Below are 15,783 nucleotides of genomic sequence, written 5' to 3'. Positions count from 1 at the left end.
TTATGAAGCCAGTTTGGATAGTTGATGATGATCAAGGGATTCGTTGGGTTCTTGAAAAAGCACTTGCTAGAGTAAGTATCGTGACGCGCAGCTTTTCTAATGCCAAGGACGTGTCCTATGCCCTTAAAGAAGAGACGCCTGCGGCGCTGATCTCTGACATCAGGATGCCAGGGATGGATGGCTTAACGCTGTTAAAGGAAATCAAAGAGAAGTATCCCTCTCTACCTGTCATCATCATGACGGCCTTTAGCGATTTAAACAGCACCGTTGCTGCTTTTCAGGGGGGGGCATTTGACTATCTGGCGAAGCCATTCGATATTAACGATGCAGTCAATCTCATCAGTCGTGCAGTAAATGAGGGCAGAGAGCAGGCAGATGACGCGCAAGAGGTGGTTGAGTCCGGTCAAGTCAGCGACAAGGGCATGCTAACTCAATCCGCGTCGGTCTCGATGCAAGAAGTATTTCGCGCCATTGGAAGACTCGCCCAATCTAATGTGACAGTGTTAATCACGGGAGAGTCGGGCACGGGTAAAGAGCTGGTCGCACGTGCTTTGCATAATCATGGTGCTCGATCCAAAGGCCCGTTCGTTGCTATTAATACGGCTGCTATCCCGCGCGACCTGCTCGAAGCAGAGCTGTTCGGCCACGAGCGGGGCGCATTCACTGGAGCGAATACGCTGAGGCGAGGGCGATTTGAAGAGGCTGCTGGCGGTACGTTGTTTCTGGACGAGATTGGGGATATGCCCTTTGAGTTGCAGACACGTTTGTTGCGAGTGTTGTCAGACGGAACGTTTTACCGAGTCGGTGGGGCACAGCCTGTTAAGGTTGACGTGAGGATTGTTGCGGCGACCCACCAACCGCTAGAAGAGCGTGTGCTGCAAGGCAGGTTCCGTGAGGATTTGTTTCATCGGTTAAATGTGATTAGATTGCGTTTGCCACCTCTGCGTGAACGCATTGAAGATATTCCAGAATTAGCCAAACATTTTCTCGGTGTCAGCGCAAGAGCGCTAGGCGTTGCTCCGAAACGTTTGTCTGATGCAGCGTTGAAAGCACTGTATAGCTTTGATTATCCGGGCAATGTCCGTCAGCTTGAGAATTTTTGCCACTGGTTAACAGTCATGGCCCCGGGCCAGACGATTGAATCTGAAGATTTGCCACCAGAAATCCGTGCAGCCGGTTTGCCTGTCAATCAACTGAGCCCCACCGTTGCGGTAGCTGCCAGTCCAATGACTTGGCAGGAATTACTGGCAATTGATGCGACCGAGCGTTTGTCGCGCTCAGAGGGAGATATCTGGTCCACGTTGACGGATCAGTTTGAGCGCACGCTACTGCAATCTTCACTAGAGGTCTGTCGCGGTCGCCGCGTTGAAGCGGCGTCGCGCTTGGGTATGGGGCGTAACACGATCACCCGCAAGCTCAGGGAGCTGGGCCTTGATCCCGTAGATGACGCAACTGAAAGCGGGGCATAATTATTTTGTGTTTTTAAAAATGGCTATTGAAAGGTAAAATTCAATAGTCATTTTTTTAACACAAGGATATGCCATGACTAAAACGGTTGTTCACACCGCCTCAGCACCAGCAGCAGTTGGCCCGTACTCGCAAGCGATCGTTGCTCCAGCGGGTAAGACTGTGTATTTGTCAGGCCAAATTGGCTTGGTGCCAGCAACAGGTGAAATGATTTCTGATCGTTTCGAAGATCAGGTCAAGCAGAGCTTTGCCAACATGGCTGCAGTGATCGAAGCCGCAGGCGGATCGCTTGCTAGCATTGTCAAACTGAATTTGTTTTTGACCGATCTCGGTCAGTTCAGCATTGCCAACGGGATCATGGCTGACTCTCTGCCACAGCCCTATCCAGCTCGTTCAACGGTCGGCGTTGCTAGTTTGCCTAAAGGCGCACAGTTTGAAATCGAAGCGGTGATTGTCATCTAAATCCTTAAACTCAAATCCTGTCATGGTGACCCGTACAGCCGCCTCAAAGTCGAAAAAAACGATCGTATCAGGTGGCTCACTGACGGCACAGAAGTTTGAAAAACTCGGACTGAGAACGCCCGAGGATTTTGTTTTGCACCTGCCGCTCCGGTATGAGGATGAAACGAGGATTTCGTCTATTGCCGACTTGCGCCCAAATATGAATGCTCAGATTGAGATCTCAGTCGTGCGTTCTGATGTCATGCTCAAACCACGCCGACAGCTTACTGCCGTGGTTGAAGACGACACGGGCACATTGAACCTGCGTTGGCTCACGTTTTATCCCAGTCAGCATCAACAAATGCAACCAGGCAAACGCTGGCGAATACGGGGTGAAGTGCGTGCCGGTTATCACGGCCTTGAGATCATTCACCCGCGTCTTACAGTCGTAGGTAGTCCATTGCCCGCGGTCTTAACCCCTGTCTATCCTTCAACTGAAGGCTTGACGCAACCAACGATACGCAAGACGATTACTCAGGCACTGTCGCAAGTGAATATTGCGGATACTTTGCCCAATGACTTAGTTACCCGTTTGCAATTAATGCCCTTTGCAGAAGCGATTGCAGTCCTGCATTCACCCAAACCAGATGACGATGAGACTGCTTTGCTTGAGCATACTCATCCCGCTTGGATGAGGGTGAAGTTTGATGAACTCTTGGCGCAGCAACTTTCGCTTGCGGCGGCTCGCGACGCCAGACGCAGTAAACGAGCGCCCTCATTACCCAAGTTGTTTGAATCGACTCAGTCACTGACACAGAAACTCAAACAGAGCTTGCCCTTCGAACTCACGCAATCCCAGAATACGGTCATTGCTGAGATCTCTGAGGATTTAGGTAAAACCTACCCAATGTATCGATTGCTTCAAGGCGACGTTGGCAGCGGAAAAACTATCGTCGCCACGATGGCTGCTTTGCAAGCTATAGAAAACGGCGTGCAGGTCGCTGTGATGGCGCCGACAGAGATCTTGGCAGAGCAGCACTTTCAAAAAATGAAAGTTTGGTGCGAACCACTGGGCGTATCGATTTGTTGGCTCACAGGTAGTCTGAGCCCTAAGGCAAAGCGAGAGGCGACGCTTAGAATCCAATCTGGCGAGGCGCGCCTGATTGTGGGCACGCAAGCGCTGATTCAAGAAACGGTTGAATTTGAAAATCTTGGTTTGGCGATTGTCGACGAGCAGCACCGCTTTGGTGTTAATCAACGATTGCTGTTGTCACGAAAAGGCGAAGGGCTGACCAAAGATCAGCTTGATCTGGTGCCTCATCAACTTGCCATGAGTGCGACACCTATTCCCCGAACACTCGCGATGACTTTTTTCGCTGACCTAGAGGTTTCGTCGATTATTGGTTTGCCGCCAGGTCGCAGTCCTATCGTGACTAAATTGCTGTCGGCCGCGAGGCGTGATGAAGTCATCCAGCACATAGCTAACGCTGCGACAAGTGGTCAGCAGACTTACTGGGTCTGCCCCTTGATCGAAGAGAGCGAGACGCTTGAGCTTGAAACCGCTGTTGACACCCAGGCGAGCCTCTCAGAAGCTTTAACTGGTATTACGGTTGGCTTGGTTCATGGCCGCTTGTCGTCTGCTGAGAAAGCCGCGGTCATGAGAGATTTTCGTGATGGCGTGATTCAGGTGCTCGTTGCCACGACAGTGATTGAAGTGGGGGTTGACGTACCGACTGCGTCATTGATGGTGATAGAACACGCCGAACGCTTTGGTTTAGCTCAATTGCATCAGCTTCGCGGTCGAGTAGGTCGAGGGCAGAGCAAATCGGTTTGTGTCTTGCTCTATCAGGCGCCGTTATCTGAGTTGGCACGTTCAAGGCTTCGCGCCATGTTTGAAAGTCAAGATGGCTTTGAAATTGCCCAACGGGATCTCGATTTGCGTGGTCCAGGTGAGTTACTGGGCGCAAGGCAGTCTGGTGTTGCCTTACTCAGGTTTGCTGATTTAGCTGAAGATGGCGGTTTGGTTAGCGTCGCTCGCGACGTTGCCCAAGAGCTCAGAAAGACCTCCCCTCAAGTCGTCGAGCAGCATCTGCATCGTTGGATGCGTGGTCGTGAAGATTTTTTACGAAGTTAGTGCAATACAAGAGGCCGCTACATGACCCTAACTGAACTCAAGTACATTGTCGCCGTTGCGCGTGAAAGACATTTTGGCCGAGCCGCTGAAGCCTGCTTCGTGAGTCAGCCAACACTCTCGGTTGCAATCAAAAAGCTTGAAGATGAGCTAGGGGTCACGATTTTTGAACGAGGAGGATCCGAAATTGGTGTCACCAATATTGGTCAACAGCTCGTCGATCAAGCTCAAAAAGTGCTTGAAGAAAGCGTTAACTTCAAAGAAATTGCCCGGTTGGGCCATGATCCCTTAGCCGGTGCTTTGCGAGTAGGTGTGATTCACACAATTGGCCCTTATTTATTACCTAAACTCGTACCGAGGCAAATCGAGCAAACCCCTCAAATGCCTTTGATCTTGCAAGAGAACTTTACGGTCAGATTGATCGAGCTGTTAAGACTTGGTGAAATCGACTGTGCCATCATGGCGTTGCCCCTGCCTGAGAGCGGCCTCGCTATTCAACCTCTTTACGACGAACCATTTATGGTGGCTGTCCCTTCGAGTCATCCATGGGCGGGTCGCCGAGCGGTCCCGGCAAGTGATCTTAAACAGCAAACCATGTTGTTACTTGGTAATGGGCATTGTTTTAGAGATCAGGTGCTTGAGGTATGCCCAGAGTTATCCAGATTCTCGGCCGCTAGTGAAGGGATACAAAAAACCTTTGAAGGCTCATCGCTTGAAACCATTCGCCATATGGTCGCAGCGGGCGTCGGCATCACAGTGATGCCAAGCACGTCAATATTAGGCAATGATAAAAACAGTAAATTCATGAAGTATGTAAGTTTTGAGCGGCCCGTCCCCGACAGAAGAGTCGTGATGGTTTGGCGCAAGAGCTTTCCGCGTGTCGCTGCGATTGAGTCGCTGGTTAAAGCCATTTTTGAGTGCGGTCTAGAGGGCGTGAAAATGCTGTCCGATTTACCAATACAGGTTTAATTTGATGAGTTGGGTTTCGAATAAGTTGTTGCTTTATGCCAAGCTAGTGCGCTTGGATAAGCCTATTGGCATTTTGCTACTGCTGTGGCCAACGCTTTGGGCATTATTTATTGGTGCCGACGGCTTGCCACCTCTAAGCATTTTTGTGATTTTTTTCCTTGGTACCGCACTGATGAGATCAGCTGGTTGCGCAATCAATGACTATTTTGATCGTGATGTTGACAAGCACGTGAAACGGACAGAGAGCAGGGTGCTCACGAGCGGTTTGATCCAGCCACGCGAGGCGCTGCTGGTCGCGATCGTCTTAGCGATCACAGCCTTTTTACTGACTTTGCCACTTAATTTATTAACCCTTCAACTGTCCGTTGTGGCGGTGTTGGTGGCGGGTACGTATCCATTATTTAAGCGATTTTTTGCTATCCCTCAGGCCTATCTCGGGATCGCGTTTGGGTTCGGGATCCCAATGGGGTTTGCGGCGCTGACAGACAGCGTGCCAGCCGTAGCATGGCTGATGTTGTTGGCTAACGTGTTCTGGGCAATTGCCTATGACACTGAGTATGCAATGGTTGATCGCGACGATGATCTTAGATTGGGCCTGAAGACTTCGGCTATTACGTTTGGCCAATGGGATATCGTCATGGTTGCGCTATCCTATTTGATTACCTTAGTTTTGCTTGCTTATTGTGGTTATTTACTGAACTATGCATGGCCTTACTGGCTGGGATTGTTTGCAGCTGCCTGTATCGCTATCTTGCACTTGACTTGGATTCATCAGCGAGAACGTGAGGCGTGTTTTAAAGCATTCTTACACAATACCTGGTTTGGTTTTGCCGTTTTTACTGGCATCTTTGGTCAAACTGTTTTACTCCCTAAACTCATTTGAGAAGATATGTCGACATTTCCTAAAGTTGCGATGATTGGTGGCGGCAATATGGCTAATGCGTTGGCCTCAGGTCTCCTTGCGCAAGGATGTCCGCCAGCGCATTTAATGGTGATTGAGATTGACGAGTCGTTGAGGCAAAAATGGCAGGCGAGGGGCGTAAAGACTCTTGTGTCAGCCGATGCAACATTGTCTGGTTTCGATGTATGGATGTTTGCTGTCAAGCCTCAGCAAATGCGCGAAGTAGTTCAGACAACTGGTGCATATCTGCGCCAGGAAACTCTTGTTATCAGCATTGCTGCGGGCATCTCAATCACGTCACTGTCAACCTGGTTGGCTAATGAAGGTGTCCCTCATCACCGCGTGGTGCGTTGCATGCCCAATACCCCGGCTTTAGTTGCTGCGGGGGTTACAGGCATGGCTGCACCGAAGCAACTCAGCGAGCATGACCGTAACACGGCCACTCATTTGCTATCTTCAGTCGGCCAGGTCGTCTGGGTTGACGGTGACGCGTCGATTGATGCAGTCACCGCACTGTCAGGTAGCGGACCAGCCTATGTGTTTTTGTTTATTGAGGCATTGATTGCGGGAGGCCAAAAGTTAGGGCTTAGTCATGATCAATCCAGAACCTTAGCGTTGGCTACTTTAGCTGGTGCTACGAAACTGGCTGCCGAGTCACCCGAAAATCCTGGCACCTTACGCGAACGTGTCACCTCCAAAGGCGGTACCACCGCCGCGGCACTGGATGTTTTCGTTAAGCGTGATTTTTCTTCGATTGTGCAAGAGGCAATGGCTGCAGCGGATCATCGGGCAGCGGAGTTGTCACGGGAGTTCGGTTCGTCTTGAATTTGGAAATCGCTAAACAACCACATAACACCCGCTCGATAGGGTTAAGATCGAAAATAATCACAAAAACCACAGGAGAGTTGTCCATGAGTCGCCCATTTCGTATTGCAGTCTTAGCTGGTGATGGTATTGGTAAAGAAGTCATGCCAGAGGGACTGCGTGTCCTGGATGTCGCCGCAGCTAAATTTGGTCTCAATCTTGAATTCAAACATTTTGATTGGGCATCATGCGACTACTACACCCAGACTGGCAAAATGATGCCGGATGACTGGAAGACACATCTGTCGGCCTGCGATGCGATTTATTTTGGCGCGGTAGGTATGCCAGATATCGTGCCAGATCACGTGTCACTCTATGGCTCTTTGCTTAAATTTCGACGTGAATTTGACCAGTACATCAACTTGCGGCCCGTGAGGTTGTTTGAAGGCGTACCTTGCCCGCTTGCTAATCGTAAGCCTGGCGATATTGATTTCTTTGTTGTTCGAGAAAACACTGAAGGTGAATATTCAGCGGTTGGTGGCAAAATGTTCGAAGGTACCGATCGCGAGATCGTTTTACAAGAATCCATCTTCACCCGCACCGGTGTTGATCGTGTGTTGAAATTTGCTTTTGAATTGGCAACCCGGCGCGCACGTAAACACGTCACGATTGCAACCAAATCTAACGGTATCGCAATCAGCATGCCGTATTGGGATGAACGTGCAGCCGAGATGGGCAAACAGTATCCACAAATTAGTACAGACAAGCAGCACATTGATATCTTGTCTGCTCGTTTTGTTTTGCAACCTGATCGCTTTGATGTGGTCGTTGCCTCAAATCTGTTTGGCGATATCTTGTCGGATCTGGGCCCAGCTTGTACCGGCACGATCGGTTTGGCGCCATCTGCCAACCTGAATCCCGACCGCAAATTTCCCTCGTTGTTTGAACCTGTTCACGGCTCAGCCCCCGACATCTATGGCAAGAAGATTGCAAATCCGGTTGCCATGATCTGGTCAGGTGCCTTGATGCTTGAATATTTGGGATTAGGCTTGCCAGAAGCCGAGCAAAAGCCATATCTCGATGCGCACAATGCGATCGTTAAGGCCATTGAGACTGTCTTGATTCAAGGGCCACACACCCCTGATTTAGGTGGCAAATCAAACACGACCGATATGGGTGAAGCGATTAGCAAGCTAATAAAATGAAGAATCAAACCAATTTAGCTAAACCTGGCCACGTCTCTTATTTCGGGTTTGATATCCCATATCTTGAGATGCTTGGTGTCATCCCCGTACTGTGTGAAAACGATACGGCGATCACACGCTTACCAATCAAAGAGAGCCTGCACAATAGTCGTCAGCAAATACATGGCGGCGCTATTCTAAGCGTGTTTGATTTCACGCTGAGTGCCGCAGCACGGTCAATTGACCCGGTGGGGTATGGCATGGCTACCATCAGTATGTCGACTAATTTTATTGAGCCAGGCGATGGTGATATGACGGTCGAGGCGCGTTGTGTGCGTCGCGGCGGTTCTATTGCCTTTTGTGAAGCAGTCGCACGTGACGATAGTGGCAAAGTCGTTGCCACTGCGTCGGGTGCGTTCAAAATTATCAAGGTTAGCAAGTAGTCGCGGTAAACCAGCTTACTAAGTAAGTTTGGCTTAACCGAGTCGTGCCTTGACTTGACCAGACAGGGCTGACATGTCGGCACGCCCAGCCAACGCTTGCTTCAAAATTGCCATGACTTTTCCCATGGCAGCGGGTCCTGTTACGCCCTCAGCTTGGACCTGTACGAAAGCCTGATCAATGGCAGCTGCGACTTCTTCCTCAGTTGCAGCTTGCGGTAAGAACTCTTGCAAAACAACCATTTCAGCTGTCTCTTGCGCAGCCGTTTCAGTTCTGCCTGCTTGCGTAAACGCGGCGATCGACTCACGACGTTGTTTGATCTGTTTCTCGATGATGGTGGTGATTTCTGCGTCGGTCAGATCTTTGCGTTCGTCGATTTCTTTCTGTTTGATCGCTGCTTGTAACAAGCGAAGCGTACCGAGACGCTCACTGGCTTTTGCACGCATGGCGTCTTTAACGGAATCAGCGAGACGTGTTTTAAGTTCTGACATGAGTGACCTTGTGATGTAAAGAATTATGCTTAATTCGCATTATAAATGGCTCTGTGGATGACCTAGCATGGATGGTCGGCTCGGATTGTGGCTAGTTATTAATGAAAGTTACGACTTGCTGTACTGAGTTGTCCCAGTAACACCGTTTGATCCTCAAGTCGTCCTGCTAATAAGTGTCTGACCCCCTGGGTGTTTTGCCAAACGCCAATGACACCAAGTAGTGACGATTGCAAAAGCTCGCGTCTTTGGCGAAGGGCGAGCGCAGGCTGCACGATAATATTGACACACCCCGTCTCGTCCTCAAGGGTGACAAAAATAATCCCCTTAGCAGTGCCCGGGCGTTGCCTGACGGTTACTAATCCGCACGCTCTTGCCAAACGACCAGATGGATAGTCTGCCAATATCCCAGCGGTTGCGAATCTGAGCGTTTGCAGAGCAGGGCGCAGCAAGGCGACAGGGTGACGGCCTAAGGTAAAGCCTAAATGGCGGTAATCGGCAACAACACTCTGTGCTTCGCTGGGTTCCTCCAATAAGACCACATCGGTTTCGACAATGCTAGTTTTACCCATCAAATCCTGTTCAAGCTTAATAGCAGCCGCATCCCAGGATGCTTGATGACGATGACCACTGAGGCTTTTCAGTGCATCGGCTTGTGCTAGTGTTTTCAAATCTGCAGCGTCTAGCTCGGCACGTTTAGCCAGATCTGCCAGATCTGCAAAGTTACTGCGCGAGCGTGCCTCGACAATTCGCTGCGCTGTATCTCGCTTCAAACCTGATATTTGATTTAATCCTAGTCGAACAATCACTTGGTCTTGCTTGCGTTGGCCGATAACGAGCTGACAATCCCAATCACTACATTGCACGTCGACTGGATCAATCTCAACCCCATGACGCTTTGCATCTTGAATCAATTGTGCAGGCGCATAAAATCCCATGGGCTGAGAATTCAGTAACGCTGCTAAAAAGGCTTCAGGTTCATGGCATTTCAACCAGGCACTGACATAAGCCAGCCAGGCAAAACTGGCCGCATGACTCTCAGGGAATCCATATTCACCAAAGCCTTCAATCTGCCTGAAAATCGCTTCTGCAAAAACGCTTTCGTAGCCTCGCGCAAGCAAACCATCGATGAGCCGAGTCCGAAATTGATCCACACCACCTTTACGTCGCCAGGCCGCCATTGAGCGACGAAGTGCATCAGCTTCACCAGCCGTAAAGCCCGCTGCAACCATGGCGATCTTCATGACTTGTTCTTGAAAAATCGGCACACCCAAGGTTCTCTTCAGCACTGACTCAACCTCTTTGCTGGGATACGTGACGGGTTCAAGCCCTTGTCGACGTCGCAGATAGGGATGGATCATGCCTCCCTGAATAGGGCCTGGTCTGACAATCGCTACTTCAATCACCAGATCATAGAAGCAGGCCGGTTTGAGTCGAGGCAACATACTCATTTGCGCACGCGACTCAATCTGGAATACCCCGACAGTATCAGCCTGGCAAATCATACTAAAGGTGGCAGGGTCGTTATCCTGGATATCTTGCATCGTGAAGTTAGGTAGCTTTCGACGCCAGGCAACCCAAGCCAAGGCTCGCCTGATTACTGTCAACATACCCAACGCCAGCACATCTACTTTTAATAACCCAACTGCGTCCAGATCATCTTTGTCCCACTGCACAACGCTGCGATCCGCCATGGCGGCATTTTCGATTGGCACCAGACGAGACAGAGCACCTTTTGCTAATACAAAGCCACCTGGATGTTGCGACAAGTGCCGAGGAAATCCCAATAAGGCTTGTGCAAGCTCAGCCCATTGAGAGGTAACGATAGATTCACGATCCAAGCCCGCTTCAACCAAGCGATCGATTAGCCCTGTCTTGCCATCCCACCACTTGTGGGATTTAGCAACCTTATCGATAATATCGGGATCAATATTCAACGCACGCCCTGTGTCGCGCAAAGCACTGCGCGGGCGGTACGAAGTCACGACAGCAGTCAAGGCGGCACGGTGACGCCCATATTTCTGATAAAGATACTGAATGACTTCTTCTCGTCGCTGGTGTTCAAAATCGACATCAATGTCAGGTGGCTCATTGCGCTCACGGCTGATAAATCGCTCGAACAGGGCGTTGCCATTAGCGGGATTTACTTCAGTAATCCCCAAGCAATAACAGACGGCTGAATTTGCAGCTGAGCCACGCCCCTGGCAGAGTATCTTGCGCTCACGGGCAAACAGAATCAAGTCATAAACCGTCAAAAAATAAGCTTCATAGCGCAACTCATTAATCAGCGCTAATTCTTTTACCAGCTGTGAACCGACGATCTCAGGGATGCCCTCTGGATAGCGACGCGTAGCCCCCAGCCAAGTTTGTTCTTTAAGATAGGATTCAAGAGTTTGACCAATGGGGACAATTTCTTCTGGATACTCATAACGCAACTCATCTAGAGAAAAACTGCACAGCTCGGCGATACGAATTGTCTCTAGCATTAACGCCGGTAAATACAAGCTCGCTAGTCGGATTCGAGGCCGCAAGTGTTGCTCGGCATTCATTGCCAGTTCATAGCCGCACTGTGCAACCGGTTTGCGCAGACGCACAGCGGCTAACACATCATGCAAAGGTTTTCGCGAACGCTTATGCATTTCAACTTGACCAACAGCGACACAAGTTAATTCGTTGTGTGTGGCAAGTTCTTGAATACGGGTTTGGTATGCGTGCTCTTGTGCGTGGTGTAAGCGTGTTAAACCAACCCATGCGTATCTTTTGAAATGACAAGCAAGCCAGCGCATCGATCCTTCAAGATCGTGCTCATTAGGGCCAAGTGAGGGGACGAGAATCACCAGACAATCTGCAAGGTCCTCAATATCTTCGGGATACAGCAAGTAATGGCCTTTCTCAGCCCGTCTTCTGCCCAACGTAATCAATTCACACAAGTTGCCGTAGCCTTCACGGTTTTGTGCCAAGAGAATAATCCTGCAAAATACCTGTGACGTATTCTCACGACGATTTAACCTGAGCTCGGTCCCGATGATTAAGGGCAGATCGTACTTTTTCGCTTCAGTATGCGCGCGTACAATACCTGCCATTGAACACTCATCGGTTATTGCAAGCGCGTGATAACCTAGTGCAGCTGCTTGCGTCACCAGACTTTCTGGCGAAGACGCACCTCGCAAAAAAGAAAAATAACTTGCGCAATGCAACTCTGCATAACCGGGTAAACGATCTGTTATCACAAGCTTCACCTGGCCTGGGTAATTCAGGCGAACAAACCATGCAAAAACCACCGCACAGGGTCTGTATCCCGTTCGCGATAAAGCCAGTAGCGAATTCCCTGTGTGTCTTGTGCGACAAAGTAATCCCGTGCAGTTAACGGCGCATCCCACCAACCTGATTCAATACGTTCAGGTCCTTGTATGAGTTGTAGTGGCATACCGACAACAGGGCGATCCTGTTTAATAGAAAGCGCAAGTGGTTTTGCTAAAAGCCAGAAAGGTGTGTCTGTATGAGTCTCCGGTTTTGATGCCTCGTGTTTGATCGATTTTTGACTGCGATAAGCGTTCCATCGATTTGCGATCTCTGGACGATAGTCATTGACTAAGTTTGGGCTCAAGACGTTATTTGCTTCAATCCGCATGGCAATCAAATCCAGCAAACGACTCAACTCAGCAGATTGACGACGTTTATCTGCAAAAAGCAAGCCATTGCCTGCCGGTAGCGCTGACAGTTCAACACTGACCAATTCGATCCCCACCGCAGGCGAATCGAAGCTATGTTTGGCTAATTGTTCTTTGAGTAGCTTTAACAAATGAGCCACTAGCCAAGCCGGTTCAGCTATTGATAAGATTAATTCGCTTGATGAATCCGCTTGTCGATATCGCTCGTGATAAAAAATGAATTTAAGCCTTAGGATTGCAGATTGCTTGGCTGCCAACCAAATACACAAATTACCCAGCATGACTTCAACAACGCTTTGAATGGCGGCGGTATTTTCAGCACGATCCATGAGATCAATTTTCTGTTGAAAATGCTCAGGAGCAACATAAGGTTGATAAGGGAAAACCGCTTGCCCATAAATCTGATCGAGCTCATTGAGTAACTTGAGACTCGAGCGACGTTTGAGTCCTGCGCGAGGCAGTTGACGTAGTTGCCCCAGTGTGTGACAACCTATGTTGGTCAACCACACTAGATAAGGCAATGCTTCAGGTATTCGTGCGCAAGTCATTTGATCGAGCGCACGATGCAGCTTGGACATTTTTAAAAAACGACGCAACGATGGTTGCTTGGGTTGTGCCAGTAACCATGCCCCCATTGCGCTCGGTGCGAGACTCGTCGCCACACGCAAGCGTGAAGCATTGATATCTTTGTTCAAGCGATTGAATAAGGCGCGCACGCCACCAAACAGATTCACACTGCCAGCGATATCAAGCAATATCGTGTGATTCACGTGCTGCACCACGCAAGGCGTATAACGCAAAGCAATCTGGGCAAGGGTATCCAATAAAGCTTGTTCAGCCTGCGGGTCCCGATCAAGCATCACACAATTTTGTGCGATACCGATAGCACTTGCACGGCGCATGCCAATACGCACTCCCGCTGCATAAGCGCCTGAGGTGCACGTCAACACTGCGCCATTGTCGATGACGGCTGCAATCTCAGGCTCGATGAGCCAGTGCAGCCGCCAGACGCTCAGACTGGGCGCGCTGAGGCGTAGAGCGATCCAGAGATCTGTCACCAGGGATTTGGGGTTTATCTGTGCCATACCAATTTAGACGCACAATTTGTTTGAGAACAGGGCCACGCCGTTTGAAGACAGATATTTCAAGGCCATCAAAAATGGCGTGAAGACTTAAACGCAGCGGGGCAGGTGAAGCTTGATCCTTCGTCGTCATGGGCCTGAACGTCAAAAACAAGCTCTCAGTGCCTTGAGCTAATAAATGCAATCTGCGTAAATCAGCCTGACGGATAGGGTCTAACCAGCACAAGAGTGCCGCGCAATGATTGCTGCGAAGAATCTGCTCGGCAATCCACGCCGAGTCTTTAGGCTTACGCGCCCGAATCAATAGCAGGCGGTCAGTTGGCAACTGCCATTTAGCCCAACATATTGCATTAGGTTCATAAGGTGGATTGAGCAAAATCACCGGACACGCGTCAGACTGCTTGGCTAGCAATTGCTGAAGCATGGGTTGAAGCAGGCGCATTTCGCCGATGCCTGGTTGTGCAAGGAGCAAATCAATCAGATTGCCTTGAGGCCAACCGCCCCCTGGCAGAGATGCGTCAAGATCTGCGTAACCCGTACTGATGCATGGCCCCACGACGCGGCTCATTTGAGCGCCGCGCCACAGGGCGGGGTGGATAGTTTCAGGTTGGATCAGCATTAAAAGTCAACGTAGTTATACTGTATAAATATACAGTATATAGTGACTTTTTGTTACCTGCTCTAGATTTGTCTGGTCGCTATTGTTTCGTGACGTGGCAATGATTTAGTTATTTTGCCTGGCACCCGTATCAATAATGACTTCGCCATCTTCTTTAGTAAACGGCTCAAGCTTTGGCACTGGTAGCAGCGCTAATACTGCCTCAGACGGTCGACAAAGCCTGACCCCTAGAGGTGTGACCACAATCGGCCGATTGATCAGAATGGGCTGCTGCATCATGAAATCCAGCAATTGATCATCCGACCAAGATGAGTCGCCAAGTTTTAATTCCGCATACGGCGTGCCCTTTTCGCGCAACAAAGCCCGTACTGGTATCTTCATCGCCTCAACGAGTTCGATCAATCTTTGCTTGGTAGGTGGCGTTTTAAGATATTCGATGACAGTTGGTTCGAGCCCTGCATGCTTAATCAGAGCAAGCGTGTTTCTCGATGTGCCGCAAGCAGGGTTGTGATAAATCGTGATGTTGTTCATGGTGTTTACTCCTCAAGGTTCATCGATGATTTGCCCAGTGCACCATGCAACCCCAGCGCAATGCACGCCCCAGCAATCTCAGCAAAAACAAAGCCCAAGGCGCTACTTGGCGCAATCCCCGCAAAACTGTCGCTAAACATGCGACCGAAGACCGCAGCAGGGTTAGCAAAGGAAGTGGATGCCGTAAACCAATAAGCAGCACCAATATAGGCGGCAACCATTGCCGCAACACGGGCGCTTGGCGCACGCAGGATAACTAGTAACAAACCACACGTGGCAACTGCTTCTGCAATCCACTGTCCCGTTCCGGTGCGAACCTTGGTCGAAAATTGCAGAATGCTCATATCGAACATGCCATGTACAAGCCAGGCACCTAGCATTGCGCCAACAAGCTGGGCTGCGAGATAAGGTAAGAGTAAATTGCGATGCAAAGTGCCTCTGTACACCATGACCATAGAAACAACGGGATTGAAATGCGCGCCACTTGTGGGGCCGAACACTTCGATCAAAATATAGAGTCCTCCGACCGTGGCTAGCGTGTTGGCCAGCAGCGCCAATCCATCATTACCCCCGCACAGACGTTGTGCCATGACCCCAGAGCCAATCACCACCGCCAATAGTAAGCAGGTTCCCAGTGCTTCTGATAACAGTTTGTTGAATGTTGTGATCATATGGTCACGCAAGTTTGTGTACTGGTTGATAAACAGGGATTACCACCACAACAATTTTCAGTGAGAAAAGCGATGAGCTCGCTCATGGTGTCGAAGTTGGCGGTATAAATGATGAAACGTCCGTCTTTGCGAGCTGTCACCATCTCAGCGTTGACAAGTTCTTTCATGTGAAAAGAGATAGAAGAAGGTGCAATTTCGGTTACTTGCCCGATTTTGCCAGCCGACATTCCGCTTGGTCCGACTTGAACCAAGGTACGGAAAATCACAAGACGAGATTCTTGAGCCAGTGCAAGGAGGGCAGAGATCGCATTTTTTGATTTCATATTTCAATTATATTTGAATTATTGAAATAAAAAGATGAGTTTTTAAAGAGTTGGTAGCCT

15 protein-coding genes are annotated in these 15,783 nt (G+C 49.7%); 8 read left to right on the top strand and 7 right to left on the bottom strand.

The window, feature by feature from the left end; translation table 11 throughout:
- The first annotated feature begins 2 nt into the window (after positions 1-2).
- The 8 genes from ntrC (at position 3) to BCM14_RS02020 (ending at position 8,340) form a co-directional block, all read left to right on the top strand.
- Positions 3-1,469, top strand: a complete 1,467-nt coding sequence (ntrC, locus tag BCM14_RS02055) for a nitrogen regulation protein NR(I) (protein WP_106226339.1) — start codon at positions 3-5, stop codon at positions 1,467-1,469.
- Positions 1,470-1,542: 73 nt separating this feature from the next.
- Complete coding sequence (locus BCM14_RS02050; protein ID WP_106226338.1) at positions 1,543-1,929, top strand: Rid family detoxifying hydrolase; 387 nt, start codon at positions 1,543-1,545, stop codon at positions 1,927-1,929.
- A 22-nt stretch (positions 1,930-1,951) separates the two neighbouring features.
- Complete coding sequence (gene recG, locus BCM14_RS02045) at positions 1,952-4,042, top strand: ATP-dependent DNA helicase RecG (protein WP_106226337.1); 2,091 nt, start codon at positions 1,952-1,954, stop codon at positions 4,040-4,042.
- Between the two features lie 21 nt (positions 4,043-4,063).
- Complete coding sequence (locus BCM14_RS02040) at positions 4,064-5,008, top strand: LysR substrate-binding domain-containing protein (protein WP_106226336.1); 945 nt, start codon at positions 4,064-4,066, stop codon at positions 5,006-5,008.
- A 4-nt stretch (positions 5,009-5,012) separates the two neighbouring features.
- Positions 5,013-5,891 carry a 4-hydroxybenzoate octaprenyltransferase gene (gene ubiA / locus BCM14_RS02035; RefSeq protein ID WP_106226335.1) on the top strand — a complete coding sequence of 293 codons (879 nt, stop codon included), beginning with the start codon at positions 5,013-5,015 and terminating at the stop codon, positions 5,889-5,891.
- 6 nt (positions 5,892-5,897) lie between these two features.
- On the top strand, positions 5,898-6,734 hold the full coding sequence (gene proC / locus BCM14_RS02030) for a pyrroline-5-carboxylate reductase (protein ID WP_106226334.1): 837 nt from the start codon (positions 5,898-5,900) through the stop codon (positions 6,732-6,734).
- An 86-nt stretch (positions 6,735-6,820) separates the two neighbouring features.
- Complete coding sequence (locus BCM14_RS02025) at positions 6,821-7,918, top strand: tartrate dehydrogenase (RefSeq protein ID WP_106226333.1); 1,098 nt, start codon at positions 6,821-6,823, stop codon at positions 7,916-7,918.
- Positions 7,915-8,340 (top strand): PaaI family thioesterase, encoded by a 426-nt coding sequence (locus tag BCM14_RS02020; protein WP_106226332.1) that lies wholly within the window; start codon positions 7,915-7,917, stop codon positions 8,338-8,340. The genes BCM14_RS02025 and BCM14_RS02020 overlap by 4 nt, the downstream gene beginning before the upstream one ends.
- A 33-nt stretch (positions 8,341-8,373) precedes the next feature.
- Here the strand turns inward: BCM14_RS02020 and BCM14_RS02015 are convergent, their stop codons facing one another.
- From BCM14_RS02015 to BCM14_RS01985, 7 genes are all read right to left on the bottom strand, one after another.
- Positions 8,374-8,829, bottom strand: coding sequence for a GatB/YqeY domain-containing protein (locus BCM14_RS02015; protein ID WP_106226331.1), 456 nt, complete (start codon positions 8,827-8,829; stop codon positions 8,374-8,376).
- 98 nt (positions 8,830-8,927) lie between these two features.
- Positions 8,928-12,053, bottom strand: coding sequence for an error-prone DNA polymerase (locus BCM14_RS02010; RefSeq protein WP_106226994.1), 3,126 nt, complete (start codon positions 12,051-12,053; stop codon positions 8,928-8,930).
- Positions 12,054-12,079: 26 nt separating this feature from the next.
- Positions 12,080-13,555 carry a Y-family DNA polymerase gene (locus BCM14_RS02005; protein ID WP_259673377.1) on the bottom strand — a complete coding sequence of 492 codons (1,476 nt, stop codon included), beginning with the start codon at positions 13,553-13,555 and terminating at the stop codon, positions 12,080-12,082.
- Entirely contained in the window at positions 13,476-14,198 is a 723-nt protein-coding gene (gene imuA / locus BCM14_RS02000) for a translesion DNA synthesis-associated protein ImuA (protein ID WP_106226329.1), read from the bottom strand. Before imuA ends, BCM14_RS02005 begins: the two co-directional genes overlap by 80 nt.
- Before the next feature lie 105 nt (positions 14,199-14,303).
- On the bottom strand, positions 14,304-14,729 hold the full coding sequence (gene arsC, locus BCM14_RS01995) for an arsenate reductase (glutaredoxin) (protein ID WP_106226328.1): 426 nt from the start codon (positions 14,727-14,729) through the stop codon (positions 14,304-14,306).
- A 5-nt stretch (positions 14,730-14,734) separates the two neighbouring features.
- Positions 14,735-15,400, bottom strand: a complete 666-nt coding sequence (locus BCM14_RS01990) for an aquaporin (protein ID WP_106226327.1) — start codon at positions 15,398-15,400, stop codon at positions 14,735-14,737.
- Positions 15,397-15,723: an ArsR/SmtB family transcription factor gene (locus tag BCM14_RS01985; RefSeq protein WP_106226326.1), complete on the bottom strand. Its 327-nt coding sequence runs from the start codon at positions 15,721-15,723 to the stop codon at positions 15,397-15,399. Before BCM14_RS01985 ends, BCM14_RS01990 begins: the two co-directional genes overlap by 4 nt.
- Positions 15,724-15,783: the final 60 nt, after the last annotated feature.

This window comes from Jezberella montanilacus (assembly GCF_003003055.1).
GTDB classification, from domain to species: Bacteria; Pseudomonadota; Gammaproteobacteria; order Burkholderiales; family Burkholderiaceae_B; genus Zwartia; species Zwartia montanilacus.
The sequence above is the reverse complement of the archived record's forward strand: the minus strand, read 5'-3'. Positions and strand labels throughout refer to the sequence as shown.